This window comes from Pedobacter sp. WC2501, from assembly GCF_052682415.1.
In genome coordinates, this window is record NZ_JBQZFI010000001.1 from 437,547 (window position 1) to 461,029 (window position 23,483).

Genomic DNA, 23,483 nt, shown 5'->3' on the forward strand with positions numbered 1-23,483 from the left:
AGATTGCCGGAAGAGCTTTTAATAACAACATAAACCTTGCTGGTTTTTCAAAACCTGCGAGGTTTATTTGTTTACGCAATGGCAACACAATCATAACCTAAAAACAACTTCCCGAACCTAAAAACTGTGTAGATTCGGGCATTTACACTTACCTTGAATGAAAAATAAAATAAATTACTTTTTGGTTGTCTCTACGCTTTTATTTGCTGTTTCCTGTAAGAAAACTAACGATACAATTCCTGCTCCTGTTCCCGATCCTGTCATCCCTACCGAAATAGACAAAACAGAAAGTTTAACCTGGGAGTTCAATTCTTTTATTGTTGATGACAGTAATGTAGCACAGATATTTCCCGGGGCAATATTTAACATCAAAAAAAACGGGAACGATCTTCAATTCGTTTCCCTAAAAGATAAATATACTCAATTACCCATAACGGCATCAACCTCAATTACTGGCACGGCAAACAAATTCTTTAACGATATTCCGTCTGCCGAAAAGATTTCTGCTTATACGAAAAATCTGGTCTTCAAAAATACCTCTGAAAGCCAGGCTTATTCGGAACAAGAATTTAAGGATTATAATGTAGTAAAATACTTCCTTTCAAACAATGAAGATGTAAAAGCAATCTTTGAAAAAATCGGAATCACTACATCCACCAGGATTGCCAAAAAGCATGCTACTTATTTTTTCTCCAATAATGGAAAATTTTCGCTTGATATGAACCTTCCCGGTAAAACAGAATTGTTATCTGTAGAAGATGCAGCCAAAATTAATGAAACGAACAATGCATATTACATTAATAGTGTTGTATATGGCAATAACACCTTGATTTTAGCAGAAGCCGATGCCGATTTTGCCGCATTGAAAACTGCACTAAAAGCCGTGCTCTTAAAACAAGAGTTAACATCCGCACAAATTCAATCTTTAAGCACAGCAAAAGTTACTTTTTATGCCAGGGGAGGAAGCGAAAAATCGTTTATCAGGATTGCTAAAAATCTGAACGAGATCAAAGCACTGGTGCAGGAATTTGAGGCATTTAACAATACAGCTATTGCTTATCCCGTATCTTATTCATTACACTCGGTGAAGGATTTTACTCTGTTTAAACATCAGATTACGGTTAACATTATTAATTAACGGTTAATGTCCAAATCTTAGGGGTTCAATATTTCGGCATTGGTACTTTCTTTCATTGCGTATTGCTTATAAGTTTGCGCCAATCTTCTTTTAATTTTTGAAATCAACAATCTTGGCGAAAGCACCTTAACACACTCACCAAAGCCCAGAATTTCACGCTCCAGTTCGTAGTTCAAAACCACATCAATCCTAAACGTTGTTGTTTTATCGTTTTTACTTAACACCACCTGCGAAGAATGTAAAGGTTTGGTAACTACATAAGGCGCATGGTCATTGGTAAATTCCAGAATGACCTTTTGAGCCCGGTCGCTTTCATTTTTGGTTACCCCGATTAAATCATCGTAATAGCGGTCGAAATCTATCCCCTGGTAAGCAACGAATTCTTCATTGGGCAGTTCCTGAAATTCTATGATTCGATCTAAAGCTAAGTTCAAAATTCCTGATCTTTTTTTTGCTTTACAGATCAAAAACCATCTGTTTCTGTACTCTTTTAACAGATACGGATAATAAATTCCCTGTTGCGATTGTTGCGCCCTGAACGATTTATATTCAATCAATAAAGAACGCTTATTTAAAACTGCCTGGTACAATGGTGGAATACATTCCAATCCTTTTACCAACTTATTACTTTCCAACTGGATGTTATTACCGCTTTGTTTGGTCGATTTATAAAGGTTATTTTCCAAACGGGCAATCATATCGCTCATTTCGTCGAAATAATTAAAGGCATTAAACTGTTTCAGCACACCGACAATTTCCTTCATTTTATCTACATCAGCGTTATTGATCGGCGCTTTGGTAATACTGAAACCAGCATCTTCGTATGCATAAAAGCGTTTATCCTTCACTACAATCGGCGCATTGTAGCCCAACTTATCGCTTCGCATCAGTTGGATATCCGCCTGGATGGTTCGCTTGCTTACTCCTGAGGTAATGCCTTCGAGTTCGTAAAGGGTTTCGGAAACCTTTTCAATGAGATCATCGAGCGTCCATTTTCTGAAACGGTTTTTCAAACAATCGTCGATGGTTTTATACCGGATAAGTGCTAATTTATTTACTGCCATTTTTAATCAATTTGAGTGTCAGGCTAAAAATCTGATCGGAAAACTTAACTAAATATAGCAAAGCATTCATCATCTACGCAATACAATTGCGTAATTGGAGGATAAAAGAAATAATATAATGGAAAAATTAAAATTATCACCCTAACTATCAACCAATTGACACATTACAGGCAAAATAAATTTTACTACGCAAATCTGTCGCGCAGTGGTGGTGGCATCTTTGTAATGTCGCAAGTCGATAATGAGGTTCTTTGAAAAATATAAATAATAAATAACTGATTTACAATACAATTAAACTGTTTCAATAATACGCGCTCGCCGCCATGCTGATCATTAGAACAGCAAAATATGAAGCCCCTGTTCCGGATACGCGGAACGGGGTTAACAGCGGCAATTAAATAGTTTAGGTAAATCAGTACATATAAAGAAATTCCGATGAATAATCGGAATGGCAATACTAAATAAAACTTATCCATTGTTGTGGGTTTCAGAATAGCCCCAAAGTATTCGGGCAATTGCGTAGAATATACTGATAAGAATTATGATAGATTGTCTGAAACACGTTGTGTGTCGTGGGTTCGAATCCCACTTCCGAGCAATCGGAATAGCTCAGGGGTTAGAGTAACAACACCAAAATGCAGGTTCGAATCCTGCTTCCAACCGTCACTTGGAATAGCAAAATGGTAATGCAATGGATTAGGGTTCCATCTAAAAAGAAGGGCAACTTTTCAAACCGCCCACCAGAATAAGCGTTGCGCAACCGCATTTGGCTTTAGGATTTTTCGAAATTCAAAAAGCAAATCTGCATTTGCTCAGTGAGAATCAGTGCAACAAGAAGAGATTTAAAAATCAAATGGGGTAAATCGGGAAGGAAAAATGCTCCAGGGGAGTATAAAACCTATAAGACAAGCCTCCTTTCATTTTTGAACAAAGCTTGATAAACTTTTACTTCCGCAAAAAACAGGTAAATGTTCTTGTGCAACGCTTTTAAAAGAATAAATAATTAACCATACTCATTTAAGTCCTCCCTTTTTAGGAAAGGATTTAGGTGGGATTAACATCAGAAAACATGAAAAGAGTAACCATTAACACCAATTATGTTGGATTGGTGTTTAAAAAAGGAAAATTAAAAAACGTTTTAACCGCAGGAACTTACTGGTTAGGTTTCGGCGAAGACATGACTTTGTACGACATGGCCAAGGAGTACCATTACTCGGTTGCCGAATTGGATATTTTGTTGGAAAATGCAGATTTTGTGAATTTGATTCACCTGGTAAGCGTTGCCGACAACGAATTGGCCTTGGTTTACCAAAACAAAAACTTCAAATCTGTTTTAACCGCTGGCAGACATGCCATCTGGAAAGGTTTATCAGAATATAACTTTGTTAAGGTAACCATCAGTAACATTAATATTGACCAAGCAATTGATAAAAATTTATTGGAGAAAGCACCATTATTAAACTACATCAGAGCTTATAAAGTAGAATCATTCGAAAAGGCCTTGTTATTTATCGATGGTAAATTTGAAAGTATATTGGAGGCGGGAAACTATGTTTACTGGAAAAACAGTACCACCATTCAAGTTTTAAAAACCGATATGAGGCAATTGAATATGGAAATCATCGGACAAGAAATCTTAACCAAAGATAAAGCACAATTGAGGGTGAATTTCAGCACTCAATATAAAGTTGATGACATCATCAAAGCCTTATTGGAGAACAAAGAATTCGAAAAACAATTGTATATCACTATGCAATTGGCATTAAGAGAATCTATTGGCCTTATGACTTTTGACGAATTGATGGAAAGCAAAGAAAAAATTGCCGAAATGGTAATGGCCATCACTTTGGATAAAGTTGAAAACCTGGGTGTAAAATTAACGAACTGTGGTGTTAAAGATATTGTTTTACCTGGTGACGTTAAGGAGATTATGAACCAGGTTTTAGTTGCCGAAAAAAGGGCACAAGCCAATATCATTACCCGAAGAGAAGAAACGGCCTCGACCAGAAGTTTGCTGAATACTGCTAAATTGATGGAAGACAATAACATCTTGTATAAGTTGAAAGAGATGGAATACGTTGAGAAAATCGCGGAGAAAATCAATAACATCAGCTTATCGGGCAGTGGACAAATTGTAGATCAATTGAAACAGATCTTCGTAAAATAAATTAAATTTAGAAACCCCTCGGTCAGGTGAATGTTGCCTGCCGGGGACTAATTAAGAATGAAATGAAAACTACCATAATAAACAGGCTTGCAGAAATCGAACGATCAAATGATATCAAAATATTATTTGCCTGCGAATCGGGAAGTCGCGGATGGGAATTTCCATCACCGGACAGCGATTTTGATGTTCGCTTTATTTATGTTCGCCCGCTTAACTACTATCTTTCTGTTTCAGAAAAGGATGATCAATTGGGTTTTCCGATCAACGACGAACTTGATATTTATGGTTGGGATATAAAAAAGGTACTTAAACTGATCCGGAAATCGAACACTACTCCATTCGAATGGCTGCAATCGCCTATTATATACGGAGAACAAGATGATTTTAGAAACAAGCTATGGACATTGTGCCAGTCTTATTTTTATAGAAAAACGAATATTAATCATTATTTAGGAATAGCACATAGTGCATTGGATACGATAATAAATGGTGACGAAATTAAGATCAAAAAACTTTTTTACGTACTGCGACCTTTACTTTCGGCAAAATGGTGTTTAGAGAAAAATACAATTGCTCCAATGACCATTGATCCACTTTTAACCTTAATGCCAGAGTACCTTCAAACATTGGTTAAAGATCTGATTGTGCTAAAATCTACTTCTGCAGAGGCTTTTATCATCAAAATAGACCCCAACTTGCGAAGGTATATTGATGATGAATTTAAAAACTGTACTGAAGGGGCTAAAGATTTGCCGAAAGAAAGTTTTGATACCGAAATGCTCGATACCTTTTTTAGAAATACAATAAACCATTATGACGATTAAAGATTTAAAAGATCAGAACCTACTTTTGTTTGAATGTTTAAGCGGTAGCAAAGCTTACGGATTGGATACGCCGCAGTCAGACACTGATCTTAAAGGAATATATTATATGCCAAAAGACATGTTTTTTGGGTTGAGATATATCCCTCAGATAAGCAATGAAAGCAACGACGAAGTATATTATGAAATCGGACGGTTTGTTGAGTTATTGATCAAGAACAACCCGAACATCGTAGAAATTTTAGCTACTCCAGAAGAATGCATTTTATACAAGCATCCCATAATGAATAGGCTAAATATCGATATGATTTTGTCGAAACTATGCAAAGATACCTTTGGTGGATATGCATTAACACAAATCAGAAAAGCAAAGGGCTTGAACAAGAAAATATTAAACCCGATGCCAAAAAAGAGAAAAACGGTCTTGGATTTTTGTTTCATTACAGAGAATTATTCATCGGTTAAAGCAAATACGTGGCTTAAAAAACATAATATTTCTAAGGTGGATTGCGGCTTATCTAAAATTCCAAATGCTAAAAACCTTTATGCGCTATTTTATGATGCAGAAAAGAAATTTGGTTACAAAGGGATTGCAAATAAGGAAAACGCTAATGATGTCTCAGTATCCTCTATACCTAACGGAGAAAAAGAAATTGGGTATTTGTTTTTCAATCAGGATAGTTATTCTTCCTATTGCAAGGAACATAACGAATATTGGGAATGGGTAGAAAAGCGGAATGAAGAACGCTATAAGTTAAATAAGACACATGGCAAAGATTATGACGCGAAAAACATGATGCATACCATAAGGCTTTTGCAAGTGGCACTAGAAATTGTGCGTGATGGAAAACTTACTGTGAAACGGCAAAACAGAGATGAACTTCTTTCGATAAAAAGAGGCGACTTTGATTATGATGAAGTATTAAAAATGGCAGAACAACTGATGCTAAAAATTGAGCAAGAAACGCTTACAAGTAAACTTCAGGATAAACCAGATGAGCGACAAATTGAATGTTTACTTGTAGAAATGCGAGCAGCACTTTATGCCAATTAAAAAAACAAAACAATGAACAACAACATAACAGGTAATAACCTGATCGAAATAGGTTATACCGAAGGAAAAATAGTAGGCCTGGCTTTAGCTATCGTGAAAGAAAATTTTGCGGATATTGAAGAAAAAGAATTATTGGCCTTATTTAAAAAAGTAAAAGATTATCCGGAAAGTTTTTTGGATGACGAAGTATTAAACACTTTAGCAACAGCCGTGATTGAGGAAGCCAATCCAAAATCAGACGGAACTATTGAACTGATTAACAATGCTAAAGATTATTCAATTTTCGGCGCTGATTACATTGAAGAAGGCGCAAGAAACCAAATGGATATTGCCATGAAATTACCGGTTACGATAGCAGGTGCATTAATGCCTGATGCCCACCAAGGCTATGGTTTGCCCATCGGCGGCGTATTGGCTACCAGAAATGCGATTATTCCATACGGTGTTGGGGTAGATATCGGTTGCCGAATGGCTTTGAGTATTTTCGATATTCCAGAGAAACATTATTTCGGGAAAGATGCGATGTACAAACGCGAATTGATTGCTTTTACGAAATTTGGCGCAGGTCAAAATTTTAAAGGGACTGAAAAAGCAGATCATGAGGTTTTAGAAAACGAAGCTTTCAATTCCACTCCTTTTCTTAAAAACTTACATGGAAAAGCCTGGGCTCAATTGGGTACTTCGGGTGGTGGAAACCACTTTGTAGAATGGGGAATTATTGACTTTGCGGAACGTGATGAGGTTTTAAATATCGATAAGGGCCGTTATGTGGCTTTATTAACCCACTCTGGTTCCCGTGGATTTGGTGCGACTGTTGCAGGACATTATACCAAGCTGGCAAAAGATATCTGTAAACTTCCTAAAGAGGCTGCAAACCTGGCTTATTTGGATTTAAATTCTGCCGAAGGACAAGAGTATTGGATTGCCATGAATTTAGCTGGTGATTATGCTTCAGCCTGTCATGAGGTGATCCATAAAAGGTTGACTAAAGCCATTGGCGCTAAAGTTTTGGCCAAAGTGGAAAACCACCATAATTTTGCCTGGAAAGAAATGTTTAATGGTGAAGAAGTGATTGTTCACCGTAAAGGAGCTACACCGGCTGGTAAAGGCGTAATGGGGATTATTCCAGGGAGTATGACCGCACCAGGATTTCTGGTTAGGGGAAAAGGCGAAATGAGCGCGATAAATTCAGCATCCCATGGTGCAGGACGCCAAATAAGCCGAACCAAAGCGATTCAATCGATTACCAAATCGGATATGAAAGCCATTTTAAAGGATCATAATGTTACTTTAATTGGAGCCGGCTTAGATGAGGCACCAATGGCTTATAAAGACATCCACCAAGTAATGGCCGCACAAACTGAACTTGTTGATGTAGTGGCCAAATTTGAGCCTAAAATGGTGAGGATGGCTGATGATGGAAGCAGGGAGGATTAGTTTGGAGTCCTTAGTCAAAATTCTAAATTAACCTCGTTGGTTTTAAAACCTGCGAGGTTTTTTTATGTGATTTCGAATAAAAAAATTAGAAGAACATTGGTTCTTGTCTATTGTCCCAAAAGAAAAGAACTTCAATTCTATCGGGTTTAACCTCATAAAATACAGAAGAAAGCTTTTTAATTAATCCTTGTCGGATATTAGGATCAAATTCAGTCTCTTTATAGATGAATGGCGAATTGCCAATTAACTCCAATGTTTTAATGGTATTCTTTTTAAAATCACTTAATACTTTTGCCCCTAGTCTTTCATCTATCTGAGCACATATTGACTCAAAAGTTTTTAATGCTGTTTCTGATATGACTACAGGCAGAGGCGCCATTAGATTGTAGAGATTTTCTCTTTAAATTCTGCTAAAGAAAAGCTTTTCCCTGCTTTGATATCATCTTGTCCTTGCCTTATTCCTGACTTAACATGCTCAGGCAAGGCATCGTTCTTTTTTATTTCATAAGGAACATCAAAAGCTTTAAGAAATGCCTTTAAAGCCTTTTCTTGTATTTTATCCGGGCGTACAAGGTAAGTTTCCATATCAATGTGATTTTAAACTAATATACAAATTTAAAGATTATTAAATAAACGTATCGAACTTAAATAGTCGCTGTCAGAGGATTCAAAATAAATTATGCTGTCTCAAAGTCATTTTTGATAAAAAAGAAAAAGCCTGAAAATTTAATCCTGTTTGAGAATTATGGTTTTGACCTGAAATAGCCTTGTTTAAATATTCGCATTCTGCAGCGGATAATATTTAACTACACTTTTCACTTTTTTATCTTTTGCTTTACCCGTTAGGTTGGTCACGTTAATTATATTGATATACTTTGTCGGATCTCCTGTTGATTCGAAAATAATTACTTCTGCATAATTTGTTTCACTATGCAAGGAAGGATGATCATTCAAGACCGTAAAATCTCTTTTACCAAGCACATTTAAAATCTCTTCTTTATTTACAACTACAGGAATACGGTTATGGATTTTACGTCTTTTCATCCACTGGTCATTTATTTCCGAGTATGGCATGCTTGCCTGACCATTCAGAACGGCAAAAATGGCGCCCCCAAGAATAACGACAAACTCTCCAGCCCAGATAATCCACAACAATACGCCACTAATGGTACCTGTACTTTCGATGCGAAATGTGCCTATTTTATTCAGATTAATAATTTCCTGAATCAAAATATTAGGATGGGTAAAAAGGAAAAAGAAATCAGAAGCCAAAACCGTTAAATCTGCACGATCCAGGTTAAAAGTAAAACCCTTATTACTGTAGGCTAAAGTATCGAAGAATACCCATTGAATATAAAAGGCGAATAGTCCACAGAAGATTGCAATGATGGTAACGATCTTTTTATTCCTGAGTTTTCCGATTCTGACACCAATATCAATACTAAAACCCAATCCCATTCCCAAAAACACAGCGATAATAGCGATGAACCAAATATTGGGAATCAGCCTGCCAAGAATAATATAAAAAAGAGGCAGGATAAAAGATGCCAAAATACCGATGGCAAGTGAAGTAAGAATAGCTGATGGCGAAGCGTATCCTTGAGGCGTGTATTTGGGTTCCATAAAGCGTAAAATGAGATTTTTATTTGAACACCCATCTCCCGTAATTGTTTGAATGAGTGTCCAATTTTATCTATTTTAACTTGCTTAATGCTTTTTTAATCCTTGGCAACATATCTTTAATATCTTGTAAAGTACAAGCCCCTACCGATGCCCTGAACCAAGGCATTCTATCTTCATTCCCAAATGCAGAGAAAGGTACCAAAGCTGCTCCTGCTTCTTTGATCAGGTAAAAATTAACATCCGCACTGTCTTTTAAAAACTGCCCCTCTTCAGTAGTTTTCCCGATATAATCGATTTTAATAGTTAAATAAATCGCGCCCATTGGCTCAACAGCATCAACATTAAAACCCTCAGATTTTAATTCGTTAAAACCATTATACAGTGCATTTAAGCTATCCTGAATTTGACCTTTAAAACTGGTTAAGAAAGTATCAACCTGTGCTTTATCATTAAAGTAATTAGACATGGCCACCTGCTCGGCTTTTGGTGCCCAGGCACCCATGTGACCGACCAAAGCTTTCATTCTATTGATAATATCCTCCGGACCAAAGCCCCAACCCACACGTACACCCGTTGCAGCTAAACATTTCGAACTGCCATCAACAAAAACGGTAAACGGTCTCATCTCCGGGCGCAAAGAAACTGGATTTACATGCTCTTTTCCGAAAGTTAAAAGTGAATAAATCTGATCGTACATCATGTACAATGGCTTTTCGTCGGCACCCCGTGAAGCATTTTCTGCCAATACCGCATCACAGATTTCAGCAAGCGAATCTGCATCGAACATCGTTCCGGTTGGATTTAATGGAGAACATAAAGCCAATAAAGTTGCTCCCTTTAAATGCGGTTTTAATTGTGCAGCTGTTGGCATAAAATTATGCGCAGCATCGGTTTCTACTGCGATGGTTTTGGCAGATGTTAAATGAGAATAATGGTTGTTGTTCCAGGATGGAGCAGGAAAAACCACGGTATCTCCCGGATCAACCAACGCCAGATAAGTAGCATAAATTAAAGGACGTGAACCACCAGAAACTAAAATGCTATTGGTGTTGTACTCCAATCCGAATCTATCCTTCAATAATTCTGAAACCGTTTCGCGTAAAGGCAAAACTCCATCAGCTGGTGGATAATTGGTTTGGTTGGCATGGTAAGCATCAACGATTCCAGCCTTTAATTCGGTTGGGATCGGATAAATGTTTGCATCAAAATCGCCTATGGTTAAATTAGCGATTGAAGCACCTTTGCGCTTCATTTCGTTAACTTCATTACCGATTTTTATAATTTCTGAGCCGATTAATGAACTGGCCAATACTGAAACTTTCATTTGTTTATATTTTATTTCTCTGGTGGTGAAACAATCATAATTCGTAAATTATTCCTTGTGGAATCATGATGGCTTCATGTATATTAAAACTGCTATTAGGAGATTATAATGCCTTAATTATTTTCTGAAGTTCTTTTTTATCAATAGTACTTTCTTCTGATTTATCATATAGGGTAAGCATATTGATAATGACGCCATCAGGCATATTTGAAACTAAATAAGTTATTATCCTAAATCCTCCACTTTTACCTTTTCCTTTGCTTTTTACGGCTAGCCTGATTTTGTACAGCCCTGCGCCCAGATCATTTCCCTGTTCAGGATTTTCTAAAAGTTTTTCTTCTAGTTCGTAGAGATCGTCTACTAAAGAAAGATATTTCTTTTTGTAAATTTTAGCTTTTTTGATAAAAACGTCTGAATAAATAACTTCATTAGCCATTAAATATCTTTTAGGCTTAAAGGCTTACGTTTTCCTTGCTGCATTTCCTTAATTTCTTTTAAAGCCTGAGCAACTTCAGAAGTAATCTGACTTGTTGGTTCTACTTTAACTTTAGCACCAATTTTGCTGAGGAACTCTTTTACGAAACCTTCGTCTTTATCCTTAATTTCTATTGTTAAAGTTGTCATAATTACAAAATTAGCAAAATTTATTTAACCAAATCTTCAATAGCTTTATTCACTTTTCCGAAACCAAATTGAGACAAAACATCCTGCATTGCTGCAGTAATCTGCTCATTACAAAGGTTGCCGATGCTTCCTTCGTGTGTATGATGTATCTGGCCAGAAGGTGCAAAAGTACCATTTTCTATCTGTTCGCCAACAATTTTATAAGCTTCTCTGAATGGAACACCTTGCAGCGCCAAATCATTCACTACTTCAACGCTAAACAGGTAGTCATATTTTTTGTCTTTCAAAATATCATCCTTGATGGTGATGTTCTGGAACATAAAAGTGGCAATTTCCAAACATTCGTTTAAAGAAGTAATCGCCGGGAACAAATTTTCTTTCAACAGTTGTAAATCGCGGTGATAACCTGACGGCAAATTGGTAATCATCATTGCTATTTCATTTGGCAAAGCCTGAATTTTATTACAACGCGAACGGATCAGTTCGAAAACATCCGGATTTTTTTTGTGCGGCATAATGCTCGAACCTGTGGTTAGTTCTGCCGGAAAACTGATGAAGCCAAAATTCTGGTTGATGAATAAACAAACATCCATGGCCATTTTAGCCAGCGTTGCGGCCACAGCACTCATGGCCTGAGCTAAAATTCTTTCGGTTTTACCACGGCCCATCTGTGCATAAACCACATTGTAGTTTAAACTTTCAAAGCCTAATAATTCGGTTGTTAAAGTTCTGTTTAAAGGAAATGATGAGCCATAACCAGCAGCAGAACCCAATGGATTTTTATTGGTGATTTTCCAGGCGGCAAGCATCAATTCCATATCATCGGCAAGGCTTTCAGCATAAGCACCAAACCATAAACCGAAAGATGATGGCATGGCAATCTGCAAATGCGTATAACCCGGCACTAATTTGTCTTTATGTGTATTGCTCAGTTCGATCAATTGCGTAAACAAAGTTGAAGTTTGGTTAACCATATCTTCAATACACGCCCTGAAGAACAATTTTAAATCAACCAGAACCTGATCATTACGCGAACGGCCACTGTGAATTTTTTTGCCCGCTTCGCCAATACGTTGGGTAAGCAGCCATTCTACCTGCGAGTGTACATCTTCTACACTGTCTTCGATGGTAAAATTTCCAGCTTCAATTTCAGCGTAAATATTTTTCAGCTCTTGTTGAACGGTTTTCAATTCCTCAGCAGTTAACAAATTAATGGTTTCGAGCATTTGCGTATGTGCCAAAGAACCCAAAACATCAAATTTTGCCATTTGCAGATCCAGTTCGCGGTCTTTTCCTACCGTAAAGCTTTCTACAAACTGATTAACATCTATATTTTTTTGCCAAATTTTCATTATAATCTATTTAACCGCGAAGGGCGCTAAGTTTTCGCAAAGTGCGCCAAGCATTTATTGTAATTCCAAACAAGAAAATTCATCCTGTTTTATAAAATCACTTATTAATTCTCTTTTTTCTATTAAAGTCTCTGCAATCCCGCTCGTTGTATTGTTTCCGAAACGAAGCCAAATAATTTTAGGTGGATGACCATACAGATTTGAAAACTCATAGAAATCTGCGTCGAAAGTTACAATTACATAGTCATTTTGACCAGCAAAAGTCCAGATTTCCTTGTCTGATTTGTTTTCTAATTTCAAACGTCTTATTTGATCACAAGCTGGGAAATCGGCTTCTAAAATTTTTTTTATCCTATGAGAAATGTTTTGATCGAACAATAATTTCACTAGGCAACTCTTATATTATGTTCCCTATCTGCAGAGTAGGCAAGACAGGCCAATACTTCCTCTTCTTTAATTTCGGGGAAATCATCTAAAATGCCCTGAATGGTCATTCCGTTTGATAACCAACTTAAAACATCATAAACAGCAATCCGGGTCCCTTTAATACATGGCCTGCCAAAGCGTTTATTCGAATCAATCTCTATGAAATTAGAATAAGTTTTCATAATGTAAAGATAAACAATATTATAAGAATTTTTATTTAACCGCGAAGGGTGCTAAGTTTTTTGCAAAGCACACAAAGCTATTTAATAATTTTACCACAGCGTTCACGGAGTTTTTCACAGAGAACACAAGGCTATTTTTACCACAAAGACACTAAACACAAAGGTTTTTGAATCTTTCAAAGATAAAGGGGCTTTTAAGTTACACATCAGAACCTTCCGCCCTCAACCTTAAAACCCTAAACCTTGAATAACCGGTTTGAGCATATTTACATATCCTTCAACACCTTCAGCTACTTCGCGTACATATAAAAATTCATCAGCCATGTGCGAGCGGCCAGAAAAACCCGGTCCACATTTTACGGAAGGAATATCCAACAAAGCTTGATCGGATGTAGTTGGCGAACCATAAGTGGTTCTTCCCAATGCAACACCAGCCTGAACAACCGGATGGTTTTTATCAATCGACGATGGTTTTAAACGGATAGAACGCGGGGTAACATCGCAATCAACATTTGCCCGGATAATCTCTAAAACTTCTTCGTTGGTGTAAGCATCAGTTACACGTACATCAACTGTGAAAGTACAGTTTGCCGGTACAACATTATGCTGCGAACCTGCATTGATAATCGTTACCGTCATCTTCAACGGACCAAAAACCTCAGATACTTTAGGAAACTGATAGTTTCTAAACCATTCGATATCTTTTAATGCTTTGTAAATGGCATTTTCGCCTTCTTCACGGGCAGCATGACCGGCTTTTCCATGCGATACACAGTCCAAGACCAATAAACCCCGTTCAGCAATGGCCAGATTCATTTCTGTTGGTTCGCCTACAATACCAAATTCCAGCTCGCCTAAATCAGGCAGAACCAATTCTAATCCATTGTTACCAGAAATTTCCTCCTCGGCAGTTGCGGCCAAACAGATGTTATATTTTAAATTTTCGTGCTCGTAGTAGTATAAAAACGTACCAATTAAGGAAACCAGGCAACCACCAGCGTCATTGCTTCCGAGGCCGAATAATTTATCGCCTTCAATTGCCGCATCATAAGGATCGCGGGTATAACCAGAATTTGGCTTAACCGTATCATGATGAGAGTTTAAAAGTAAAGTTGGTTTAGCTGCATCGAAATGTTTGTTGTAAGCCCAAACATTGTTCATTTTACGCTGGGTCTTAACCCCTCTCTCCTCCAAAAACTGGGCAATTAAATTCGCCGTCCTATCTTCTTCCTTACTGAAAGACTGGATGCGGATCAATTGGCGCAACAAATCCAGGCTTTCTTTTTGTATATTTTCTAGTAACATAGTATCAAGTAATTGGTAGCAATATCAAGAATAAACCCATCTTTAAACTTTCTACCTTTTATTTTGCTTTCAATTTTACATTTGCGATTAAGACCTTATGTCCTAAACCTTACACCTCTAACCTTCTTTAGTGTACAAATTTCCAGCTTTTAAGGCCGAAAGTTTAATACCCTTTATCAGCGATGAGCTAAAACCGTTATGTTCCATTTCGTTTAAACCGGCAATGGTACAACCTTTCGGCGAAGTTACCTTATCTATTTCTGATTCCGGGTGTGTTCCGTGCAATAAAAGCAAATCGGCTGCTCCTTTAGCCGTTTGAACGGCCATTTTCAAAGCCTCATCGGCATGAAAACCAATTTCTACACCACCTTGTGATGCTGCTCTGATTGCCCTTAAGAAAAACGCGATCCCACAAGCGCATAATGCCGTTGCAGAAGTCATTAAATCTTCATTAATTTTAACAACAGAACCAACCGTTTCAAACATTTTGGTCACATCAGTAATATGCTCTGCTGATGCATTATCGCTGGCCATACAAGTCATGGATTGCCCGATGGCAATTGCCGTATTAGGCATTACACGAATCACTTCAACATTTTCGCCTAATTTTTCCCTAACCGCAGCGCAGCTTACACCCGAAATTACCGAAATAACCAAATGTTTAGCGGGAATAATTGAAGGCTGGATTTCGTCTAAAACAGTATTTAATTGTTGGGGTAGAACGGCTAAAATTACAACATCAGCATCAACCACAGCTTGTTTATTGTTATTGCTGATATTAAAACCCGCTTCTGCAAATGATTTTAAATGATCGACATTTCTACGGGTAAGCGTAATGTCGCCTGCTTGAGCAAAGTCGGCTTTCACCAAACCTTTTGCTAAAGATAAACCAATATTTCCGCTACCAATTATGGCTATTTTCTTCATGTGGTTCGTTTTATGTTATTTCAGTTGGTTATTGATTTATTTCTTTCGAAAAGCAATTGCAGTAATGTTATTGACGTTCAGTCCTGCTATCCGTTACAAGTCCCGATGAAAAATCGGGAGCTTTCCACTACTATCAGGTTTAGTTTGCAAAAAGCAGTGTTTAATTGGTTTCTTTTCCCCTCTAAATGCCTATAAATCTACATTCATAAAGTTAGCAAAACAAAGAATTACAAATGCAATTCGGTGTCTTTGTATCTTGGTGGTTAAAATATTTTAGCGATGAGTTTATGCACTTCACTAAAAACCTTACACCCTCAGCCTTCCTACCTTTAACCTCTTTTCCCTTCCACCTTATTTCAGCATTTTGGTTCCAAAAGTGCCTCCTGCAAGTTCAGAAAGTTCATCGGCTTTACCGATATATACTGCTGAAACTCCTTTTTTAATTGCTTCAAAAGCGTTATGTAATTTGGGGATCATTCCACCCTGCACCGTTCCATCTGCTTTTAAACCGTCAAACTCATTAGCTTTGATTTCTCTAACTACAGAACCGTCATCATTCACATCTTTAAGTACACCTTTTTTCTCAAAGCAATATACCAAACGTGTTTCATATAAAGCAGACATTGCCACAGCAACAGAAGATGCAATAGTATCGGCATTGGTATTTAAAAGTTGTGTAGCACCGTCGTGTGTAATGGCACATAAAACAGGAACCAATCCGGCCTTCAGCAAACTATCTAAAGTTGTTGAAGAAACAGAATTTTCATCCAAATCACCCACAAAGCCATAATCAATTACGGCTCCTGCCACTGGTCCCGCATCCGCACCATAAGTTTTGGCACTAACCGGCCGTTTTTTTGCTTTGATCACATTACCATCAGCACCGCTTAAACCAATAGCATTACTACCCTTGGCCTGTAGCTGGGCAACCATATTTTTATTGATCAGTCCGGCATAAACCATGGTCACAACCCGCAATGTTTCAATATCGGTAATTCTTCTACCCTCAACCATCTTTGCTTCGATGCCGAGCGATTCGCCTAATTCAGTTGCAATTTTACCACCACCATGAACCAGAATTTTATCTCCCGGCAATGCAGTAAAGTCCAGCAAAAACTGATGCAAGTTTGCTGAGTTATCGATTACGTTTCCGCCGATTTTAATGATTGTGAGTTGTTTATTCTTCATTTTTATAGAAAATTTCTGAAAGCTGGTGTAGTTTTTCTACAAGCAACTTTTTATCAATGAGTTTAGTTTCATAATCTGCAATTAAAGAAGGTGACAAATTTCTGGCTAGCGCATATTCCACAACTTCAACATCTTTGCCTTTGCACAATAAAATGCCAATACTCGGATTTTCATGCTGACGTTTAACATTCCTATCTAATGCTTCCAGATAAAAGTTCAATTTCCCCAAAAATTCAGGTTGAAATTCTTCAATTTTAAGCTCGAATAAAACCATGCATTGCAAATCACGGTGGTAAAATAATAAATCTGTATAGTAATCTTTATTCCCTACCTGCAGCCTGTATTCACTCCCCATATACGTAAAACCCTTTCCCATTTCTAATATGAAATTTTGGAGATTTTTAATCAGCGCTTGCTGTAAATCACTTTCAGAGTGTATTTCTGGCAGCGCTAAAAACTCGAAAATATAAGGATCTTTAAAAATGCCCGCTGGTAATTTTGAAGTAACCGCCGTACTAAACTTATTGCCGAGCATGGTTCGCTCAAAAGTAGCTGTATTTAACTGGCGTTCCAGTTCTCTGGTGGATAATTTATCTTTTATACTTTGATAAAGGTAAAATAGTTTTTCTTCGCTTGTTTTTGTTTTAGCTAAAATTAGTAAATGGTTTGTCCAACTAATTTGTGTCAGCAGTGCTGACACAAATTTATCTTGCTCATTTACAACACCTTGAAATTGTGTCATCAGTGGCGACACAATTTCCGGATCACTGTAAACTTCATAAAATTGTTTCATTCTATAAAGTCCGCGACGGTTAAATCCTTTTAACAAAGGTTGTTTCTCAGCAATGTAATTCGCTAAATCATCTACAGTTCCATCACCCCATCTGCCGTTCGCAACTTTTTCGGAAACAATTTGTCCAATACTAAAATATAACATTACGAGTTCTGCATTTGCTTTACTGTAGACCCTATTCCGGGCTTCAGTAATAAGCAAAATGACCTGCTCAAAATCTGATGTTATACTTTTTATTGGCTTATTCATTTAGTAATAATAATTACAACTTTTCCAGCATCGCTTTTATTACCGCCTGTGCTGCCCATAAACGGTTTCCGGCTTCATGTATTACTAAGGAGTTTAGTCCGTCCAAAATCTCTGATGATAATTCTAAATCACGACGAACCGGCAAACAGTGCATTACTTTAGCATCGTTTGTAAATTTCAGCTTTTCGTTGTTCATCATCCAGCCATCAGGATAAGTTAATACTTTTCCATACTCTTTATAACTACTCCAGTTTTTCACATACACATAATCAGCACCGGCTAAAGCTTGTTCTAAATTATACTGAATATCGGCATTAGGCGTAAAATCTTCCGAAAGTTCATAACCTTCTGGCTGTGCGATTGTAAAATCGATCATACCTTCTGCCTGGGCTTTGCACATCCATTCTGCAAAAGAATTTGGCACCGCCTGAGGTAATGCCTTAACGTGGGGTGCCCAGGCTAAAACTACCTTAGGTTTTCGGCCATCGGGTTTCTTTGTCCAGGTTTCGTGAATGGTAATAATATCGGCGAAGCTTTGTAAAGGGTGACGTGTTGCGCTTTCTAAACTCACTACAGGTACTGCACAATATTTCACAAATTTATTGAAGAAATCTTCGCTATAATCCTCTTCACGGTTATTCAGTTTTGGAAAAGAACGCAAGCCCAAAATATCGCAATACTGGCCCATTACCGCAGCAGCTTCACGAATATGTTCAACGGTAGAACCATTCATTACCACTCCATCCTGCGTTTCTAATGCCCAACCTTCTTTATCCATGTTCATTACCATCACATTCATACCTAAGTTTAAGGCCGCTTTTTGTGTACTTAAGCGGGTACGTAAACTGGGGTTCATAAAAACCAAACCTAAGGTTTTGTTTTTACCTAAATCCTGGTGAGCATAAGGATTAGCCTTCAATGCCAATGCATCATTTACAAACTGTTTGATGCTTGGGACATCGTGTACGGAAGTGAAAAGTTTCATTTTTAGTATAAATTAATTTATCCCGATCCGTCACCCTGAATTTATTTCAGGGTCTTTCTATAAAATAGATGCTGAAATAAATTCAGCATGACGATCGACCAGATACATAGTTTTATTTTACCAATTGTTTAAAAGCCACTAAAAACTCATCAGCATGTACTTTAGTTAAATTTAATGCCGGCAATAAGCGGATTACATTGGGTTTTGCCTCCCCAGTAAAAATAAAATGCTTAAACAAAAGTTCCTTTTTAACATGGGCAAGTTCTTCTGGCAATTCGATACCAATCATTAAGCCACGACCACGAACTTCTTTCACTTGCTCAAATTTCTTTAATTCAGTGATAAGATAGTTCCCAACTTCTTCAGCATTTTTGATCAGGTTATCTTTTTCCATCACTTCCAAAACAGCTAAAGCCGCAGCGCAAGCTAAATGGTTACCACCAAAAGTTGTACCCAACTCTCCGTGCCAAGATTTAAATTTCGGCGCTATAGAGATTCCCGCTACCGGAAATCCATTACCCATTCCTTTTGCCATCGTATACACATCTGCTTCAACTCCTGAGTAATCATGCGAGTAAAACGAGCCTGTACGTCCGTAACCGCACTGCACACTATCAGCAATATAAACTGCATTATATTCATCACAAAGCGAACGTATTTTTTGCAAGAAACTTTTAGAGGCTTCTTTAATGCCGCCAACACCTTGGATACCTTCAATAATTACCGCTGAAATATCATTACCCTGTGATTTGAAAGTTTCTTCTAAAGCGACTTCATTATTGAAAGGCAAAAAGATTACATTTTCGGTCTGATTAACCGGTGCTACAATTTTAGGATTATCGGTTACGGCAACCGCTAAAGAGGTACGTCCGTGGAAAGCGCCTGTAAAAGCAATTACCTTTTTTCTTCCGTTATAAAATGAAGCCAGTTTTAAAGCGTTTTCATTTGCCTCAGCTCCCGAATTACATAGGAACAATTGGAAATCTTTTTTGCCTGATACTTCGCCCAGTTTCTCAGCAAGTTGAACCTGTAAAGGAATTTTCACCGAATTAGAGTAAAATCCAACTTTGTTCAACTGCTCAGTTAAACGGCTTACATAGTGCGGATGGGTATGACCAATTGAAATCACGGCATGACCGCCATATAAATCTAAATATTGTTGTCCGTTAGCATCCCAAACATTGCTGCCGGCTGCTTTGGTAATTTCTATATCGTTAAGTGGGTAAACGTCGAATAGTTGCATTTTTATTAAGGTTAAAGACTAAAGACCAAAGACCAAAGCTTTCTGTAATTTTTCATATAGCAGTAAGCCAAGATCCATAACATCTAATCTTGGTTATTGACGAAGGTGTTTAATTAAGCCAATTAACATTGCTTTAACTTCACCGGCCATTTTATAAATTTCTAAATATTTACTTTCTTCAAGATAATCTAAATCTTTTGCAAGAAAACAGGCATACTCCATTTCTTGTACTGAGCCCAATGCATTGTCAAGAAAGTGAGCAAAATCTTTTTCGGTCCGCCGTCCTGCTCCCTCTACAATGTTTAGTGGAACAGAATATGCAGCTCTTTTAACCTGACTTTGCAAATCATATTTTTCATGAGCAGGAAAATCAGGCAAAATAAATTTATAGACATGTAAAACCATTAAATGTGATTTTTTCCAAACGTCTAATTTTTGATAGTCTCTCATTTGATGTTTTAGTTATTCTTCATGCTACCTTCGCTTTAGACTTTAGTCTTTCAGCTTTGGTCTCTTCTACTTAGAAATTGGCTGCTTTTAACCTAAGTCCCGCTGTTTCATCTAAGCCGAACATTAAGTTCATATTCTGAACCGCTTGTCCGCTGGCGCCTTTTAACAGATTATCAATAATACTGATGATGAATGATTTACCACCATGTTTTTCGATGTGTACCAATGCCTTATTGGTATTCACAACCTGTTTTAAATCGATGTTTTTCCGGCTTACGTGCGTAAAGGGATGAGCACTATAATAGTCTTCGTAAATGTTTTGTGCTTCTTCTAAACTTAAATCACTTTCCAGGTACATGGCAGCTAAAATACCTCTGGTAAATGCACCACGCTGCGGGATAAAACTTAAAGCTTCAGAAAGTGACGGTTGCAACTGCAACAAACTCTCACTAATCTCATTTAAATGCTGATGTTCAAAAGCCTTATAAATAGAAAGGTTATTAGTTCTCCAGCTGAAGTGCGAAGTAGTAGATAAACTCTGTCCCGCACCGGTAGATCCGGTAGTAGCATTGATGTGAACCTCATTTCGAATTAACCCTTTAGCGGCCAATGGCAACAAGCCCAATTGGATACAAGTTGCAAAACAACCCGGGTTTGCAATATTTTTAGCTGCTTTAATTTTATCACGGTTCAGTTCTGGCAATCCATAAACAAATTCGCGGTTTTCGAATTTAGCTTTTTCATGTAACCTAAAGTCCTGAGATAAATCTATAATCTTGATGTTATCGTTAATAGGGTTAGCGGTCAAAAACTTCTTCGCATCACCATGGCCAACGCATAAAAACAATACGTCAATATCTTGTGGAATATCGCTTACAAATTTTAAATCCGTATCACCGATCAAGTCAGTATGTACATCTGAGATCAGGTTTCCGGCGTTACTGGTACTATTTACGAAAGCAATTTCAACATTTGGATGGTTAACCAAAATACGCAGCATTTCGCCGCCAGTGTAACCCGCTCCGCCAATTATTCCTGCTTTAATTTTATTCATCACTATGAGTTTAGTACTATTTTATAAAGAAAAAAATCTTCGTCGTTTGCCTGTTTTACAAAACCTATGTTCTCATACAAATGCTGTGCGGTATAATTATCTACAGCAGTTTCCAATTGTACAAACGTAGATCCATTGGCTTTGGCAAACTCCATGGCGGTTTTAATCAATTTTTCACCGATTCCCTGCTTGCGGTAAACCTCATCAACATACAGATCGTTCAAAATCCAGTTTTTGCTTAATTTTGCCGACGAGAATTTCGGGTATAACTGCGTGAAACCCGCCGGTTTTTCAGTATCCAGGTCTATCGCTACAAAAATGACCGATTCGTTATGTTGCAAACGCTCATCAATAAAAGCTTTGGCCATTCCGATATCTGAAAACTGCCTATAAAACATGCGGTACTGGTTAAACAGTCCAACTACGAGGTGGGATTCTGTTAATCCTATTTGTTTTATCGTTATATTATTCACAATCAGTTCTGTCATTTTGGGTTGATGGATAGGAAAAAAGTATAAATTCTAAATCATCTATACCATCATTCATAATTTTATGTTTATCGCCAGCTTTAATCTGTAAACCTTTGTTGGTATCAACAGTAAATGTTTCGCCTTCAATTAAAAATGTTGCCTGCCCTTTCAATATAAAGAAAACCTGTTCTGCATAAGTATGAAAATGTAATTTCTCAGCAGTTTGAGGCGGCATTAATTCTTGTTTAATTGCTGCATCTGGCTTGCTTACAAAATTCCATCCATCACAATTATCGCCCCATTTATAGTGACTTAAACAATTATCTTTAGAAAGGATTTCGCTCATTTTTTAAGGATCAAGTATCAAGAAAGAGCAAAATGCATTTTACCTCTTCCATCATACATCTTACATAAAACTAGGCTTCTTCACCATTCACCTTGTGCCAGATCATTACCTGGTTACCAAATATTTTAGAGAAACCTTTAACATCTTCTCCGCTCCAGGCATTGTTCATTTCACCGTAGCTACCAAATTTATTACTCATTAAATCGTGGTTAGATTCAATACCAATAATCTGGAAACGGTATGGCAACAATTCAACAAACACTTTACCGCTCACAAATTTCTGGGTATCAGCTAAAAAAGCCTCAATATTCCGCATAATCGGATCGTGGAACTGACCTTCGTGTAACCAGTTGCCATAGAAAGATGATAATTGTTCTTTCCAGCTTAACTGCCATTTGGTTAAGGTGTGTTTCTCTAACGTATGGTGTGCTTTGATAATGATAATGGGACCAGCAGCCTCAAAACCTACGCGACCTTTAATACCAATGATGGTATCACCTACGTGGATATCACGACCAATGCCAAAAGGTTGAGCAATGGCCTGTAATTTTTGAATTGCCCTTACAGGTGCTAATGTTTCACCATCAATCGCTACCAGTTCACCTTTTTCGAAAGTAAGTTCAATTTTACGCAATTCGGTTTCCGAAACCTGGGTTGGCCAAGCGCTTTCCGGCAACGTTTCGTGAGAAGTTAAAGTTTCCTTTCCTCCTACTGAAGTTCCCCATAAACCTTTATTGATCGAATATCTTGCTTTTTCAGCGCTATACTCTACACCATGTTGTGCTAAATATTCAATTTCCGCTTCGCGGGATAATTTTAAATCTCTGATTGGCGTAATGATTTCAACCTCTGGAATAAGGATATTGAAAATCATATCGAAACGTACCTGGTCGTTACCTGCACCGGTACTTCCGTGAGCCACATAATCTGCACCAATTTTTTTTACATAATTGGCAATAGCTGTTGCCTGACTTACGCGTTCAGCACTAACAGATAATGGATAAGTTGCATTTTTTAGTACGTTACCAAAAACCAGGTATTTAATACAACCTTCATAATAACTTTCAGTTTCATCTACAACAGCATGCGATTTTACGCCCAAAGCATATGCTCTTTTCTCTATTTCCTGCAGTTCTTCATCAGAGAAGCCACCGGTGTTTACAATTACCGAGTGAACTTCCAATCCGCGATCCTGTGCCAGGTAAATACAACAAAATGAGGTATCCAATCCTCCGCTAAATGCTAAAACAACTTTTTTCAT

Annotated in this window: 26 protein-coding genes and 1 tRNA gene; 6 read left to right on the plus strand and 21 right to left on the minus strand. The window is 37.5% G+C overall.

What is annotated here, in order from left to right; genetic code table 11:
- Positions 1–157 precede the first annotated feature (157 nt).
- Positions 158–1,138: a thiol-activated cytolysin family protein gene (locus ACUN24_RS01900; RefSeq protein ID WP_445561005.1), complete on the plus strand. Its 981-nt coding sequence runs from the start codon at positions 158–160 to the stop codon at positions 1,136–1,138.
- Between the two features lie 17 nt (positions 1,139–1,155).
- Here ACUN24_RS01900 and ACUN24_RS01905 read toward each other — a convergent pair whose 3' ends face one another.
- Positions 1,156–2,202 carry a helix-turn-helix transcriptional regulator gene (locus ACUN24_RS01905; protein WP_445561006.1) on the minus strand — a complete coding sequence of 349 codons (1,047 nt, stop codon included), beginning with the start codon at positions 2,200–2,202 and terminating at the stop codon, positions 1,156–1,158.
- 597 nt (positions 2,203–2,799) lie between these two features.
- Here ACUN24_RS01905 and ACUN24_RS01910 point away from each other — a divergent pair.
- The 5 genes from ACUN24_RS01910 to ACUN24_RS01930 all read left to right on the plus strand — a co-directional run bounded on the left by ACUN24_RS01910 (position 2,800) and on the right by ACUN24_RS01930 (position 7,681).
- Positions 2,800–2,861, plus strand: a tRNA-OTHER gene (locus tag ACUN24_RS01910).
- Between the two features lie 410 nt (positions 2,862–3,271).
- On the plus strand, positions 3,272–4,369 hold the full coding sequence (locus ACUN24_RS01915; protein ID WP_445561007.1) for a slipin family protein: 1,098 nt from the start codon (positions 3,272–3,274) through the stop codon (positions 4,367–4,369).
- A 62-nt stretch (positions 4,370–4,431) separates the two neighbouring features.
- On the plus strand, positions 4,432–5,193 hold the full coding sequence (locus tag ACUN24_RS01920; RefSeq protein WP_445561008.1) for a nucleotidyltransferase domain-containing protein: 762 nt from the start codon (positions 4,432–4,434) through the stop codon (positions 5,191–5,193).
- On the plus strand, positions 5,183–6,244 hold the full coding sequence (locus ACUN24_RS01925) for a DNA polymerase beta superfamily protein (RefSeq protein ID WP_445561009.1): 1,062 nt from the start codon (positions 5,183–5,185) through the stop codon (positions 6,242–6,244). Before ACUN24_RS01920 ends, ACUN24_RS01925 begins: the two co-directional genes overlap by 11 nt.
- A gap of 12 nt (positions 6,245–6,256) precedes the next feature.
- Entirely contained in the window at positions 6,257–7,681 is a 1,425-nt protein-coding gene (locus ACUN24_RS01930) for an RtcB family protein (protein ID WP_445561010.1), read from the plus strand.
- Between the two features lie 85 nt (positions 7,682–7,766).
- On the opposite strand, the gene ACUN24_RS01935 is transcribed toward ACUN24_RS01930, so the two are convergent.
- From ACUN24_RS01935 to argG, 20 genes are all read right to left on the minus strand, one after another.
- Positions 7,767–8,060, minus strand: a complete 294-nt coding sequence (locus ACUN24_RS01935) for a type II toxin-antitoxin system RelE/ParE family toxin (protein ID WP_445561011.1) — start codon at positions 8,058–8,060, stop codon at positions 7,767–7,769.
- Complete coding sequence (locus ACUN24_RS01940; RefSeq protein WP_193422141.1) at positions 8,060–8,266, minus strand: DUF2683 family protein; 207 nt, start codon at positions 8,264–8,266, stop codon at positions 8,060–8,062. Before ACUN24_RS01940 ends, ACUN24_RS01935 begins: the two co-directional genes overlap by 1 nt.
- A 186-nt stretch (positions 8,267–8,452) precedes the next feature.
- Entirely contained in the window at positions 8,453–9,304 is an 852-nt protein-coding gene (locus tag ACUN24_RS01945; RefSeq protein ID WP_445561012.1) for a hypothetical protein, read from the minus strand.
- A gap of 70 nt (positions 9,305–9,374) precedes the next feature.
- On the minus strand, positions 9,375–10,628 hold the full coding sequence (locus ACUN24_RS01950; protein WP_445561013.1) for a pyridoxal phosphate-dependent aminotransferase: 1,254 nt from the start codon (positions 10,626–10,628) through the stop codon (positions 9,375–9,377).
- 103 nt (positions 10,629–10,731) lie between these two features.
- Positions 10,732–11,064, minus strand: coding sequence for a type II toxin-antitoxin system RelE/ParE family toxin (locus ACUN24_RS01955; RefSeq protein WP_445561014.1), 333 nt, complete (start codon positions 11,062–11,064; stop codon positions 10,732–10,734).
- Positions 11,064–11,252, minus strand: a complete 189-nt coding sequence (locus ACUN24_RS01960; RefSeq protein WP_445561015.1) for a hypothetical protein — start codon at positions 11,250–11,252, stop codon at positions 11,064–11,066. The genes ACUN24_RS01955 and ACUN24_RS01960 overlap by 1 nt, the downstream gene beginning before the upstream one ends.
- A gap of 20 nt (positions 11,253–11,272) precedes the next feature.
- Positions 11,273–12,604, minus strand: a complete 1,332-nt coding sequence (gene argH, locus ACUN24_RS01965) for an argininosuccinate lyase (protein WP_445561016.1) — start codon at positions 12,602–12,604, stop codon at positions 11,273–11,275.
- A gap of 54 nt (positions 12,605–12,658) precedes the next feature.
- A complete protein-coding gene (locus ACUN24_RS01970) occupies positions 12,659–12,991 on the minus strand; it encodes a DUF5615 family PIN-like protein (RefSeq protein ID WP_445561017.1) in 333 nt (110 codons plus the stop codon).
- Entirely contained in the window at positions 12,991–13,212 is a 222-nt protein-coding gene (locus tag ACUN24_RS01975; protein WP_445561018.1) for a DUF433 domain-containing protein, read from the minus strand. Before ACUN24_RS01975 ends, ACUN24_RS01970 begins: the two co-directional genes overlap by 1 nt.
- Positions 13,213–13,440: 228 nt before the next feature.
- Entirely contained in the window at positions 13,441–14,517 is a 1,077-nt protein-coding gene (locus tag ACUN24_RS01980) for a M20 family metallo-hydrolase (RefSeq protein WP_445561019.1), read from the minus strand.
- Positions 14,518–14,634: 117 nt separating this feature from the next.
- On the minus strand, positions 14,635–15,444 hold the full coding sequence (gene proC / locus ACUN24_RS01985) for a pyrroline-5-carboxylate reductase (protein ID WP_445561020.1): 810 nt from the start codon (positions 15,442–15,444) through the stop codon (positions 14,635–14,637).
- A 351-nt stretch (positions 15,445–15,795) separates the two neighbouring features.
- On the minus strand, positions 15,796–16,632 hold the full coding sequence (argB, locus tag ACUN24_RS01990) for an acetylglutamate kinase (protein ID WP_445561021.1): 837 nt from the start codon (positions 16,630–16,632) through the stop codon (positions 15,796–15,798).
- Positions 16,622–17,674, minus strand: a complete 1,053-nt coding sequence (locus ACUN24_RS01995) for a PDDEXK nuclease domain-containing protein (protein ID WP_445561022.1) — start codon at positions 17,672–17,674, stop codon at positions 16,622–16,624. The genes argB and ACUN24_RS01995 overlap by 11 nt, the downstream gene beginning before the upstream one ends.
- A 13-nt stretch (positions 17,675–17,687) precedes the next feature.
- A complete protein-coding gene (locus ACUN24_RS02000) occupies positions 17,688–18,659 on the minus strand; it encodes an acetylornithine carbamoyltransferase (protein WP_445561023.1) in 972 nt (323 codons plus the stop codon).
- 112 nt (positions 18,660–18,771) lie between these two features.
- Positions 18,772–19,902: an aspartate aminotransferase family protein gene (locus ACUN24_RS02005; RefSeq protein WP_445561024.1), complete on the minus strand. Its 1,131-nt coding sequence runs from the start codon at positions 19,900–19,902 to the stop codon at positions 18,772–18,774.
- Positions 19,903–19,995: 93 nt separating this feature from the next.
- The gene (locus ACUN24_RS02010; protein ID WP_315419804.1) at positions 19,996–20,352 is read right to left on the minus strand and encodes a four helix bundle protein; all 357 of its coding nucleotides are present in this window, start codon (positions 20,350–20,352) and stop codon (positions 19,996–19,998) included.
- 70 nt (positions 20,353–20,422) lie between these two features.
- Positions 20,423–21,406, minus strand: a complete 984-nt coding sequence (gene argC / locus ACUN24_RS02015) for an N-acetyl-gamma-glutamyl-phosphate reductase (RefSeq protein WP_445561025.1) — start codon at positions 21,404–21,406, stop codon at positions 20,423–20,425.
- A 2-nt stretch (positions 21,407–21,408) separates the two neighbouring features.
- Positions 21,409–21,894 carry a GNAT family N-acetyltransferase gene (locus ACUN24_RS02020; RefSeq protein ID WP_445561026.1) on the minus strand — a complete coding sequence of 162 codons (486 nt, stop codon included), beginning with the start codon at positions 21,892–21,894 and terminating at the stop codon, positions 21,409–21,411.
- Positions 21,872–22,222, minus strand: coding sequence for a cupin domain-containing protein (locus tag ACUN24_RS02025; protein ID WP_445561027.1), 351 nt, complete (start codon positions 22,220–22,222; stop codon positions 21,872–21,874). The genes ACUN24_RS02020 and ACUN24_RS02025 overlap by 23 nt, the downstream gene beginning before the upstream one ends.
- 70 nt (positions 22,223–22,292) lie before the next feature.
- Positions 22,293–23,483, minus strand: coding sequence for an argininosuccinate synthase (gene argG / locus ACUN24_RS02030; protein ID WP_445561028.1), 1,191 nt, complete (start codon positions 23,481–23,483; stop codon positions 22,293–22,295).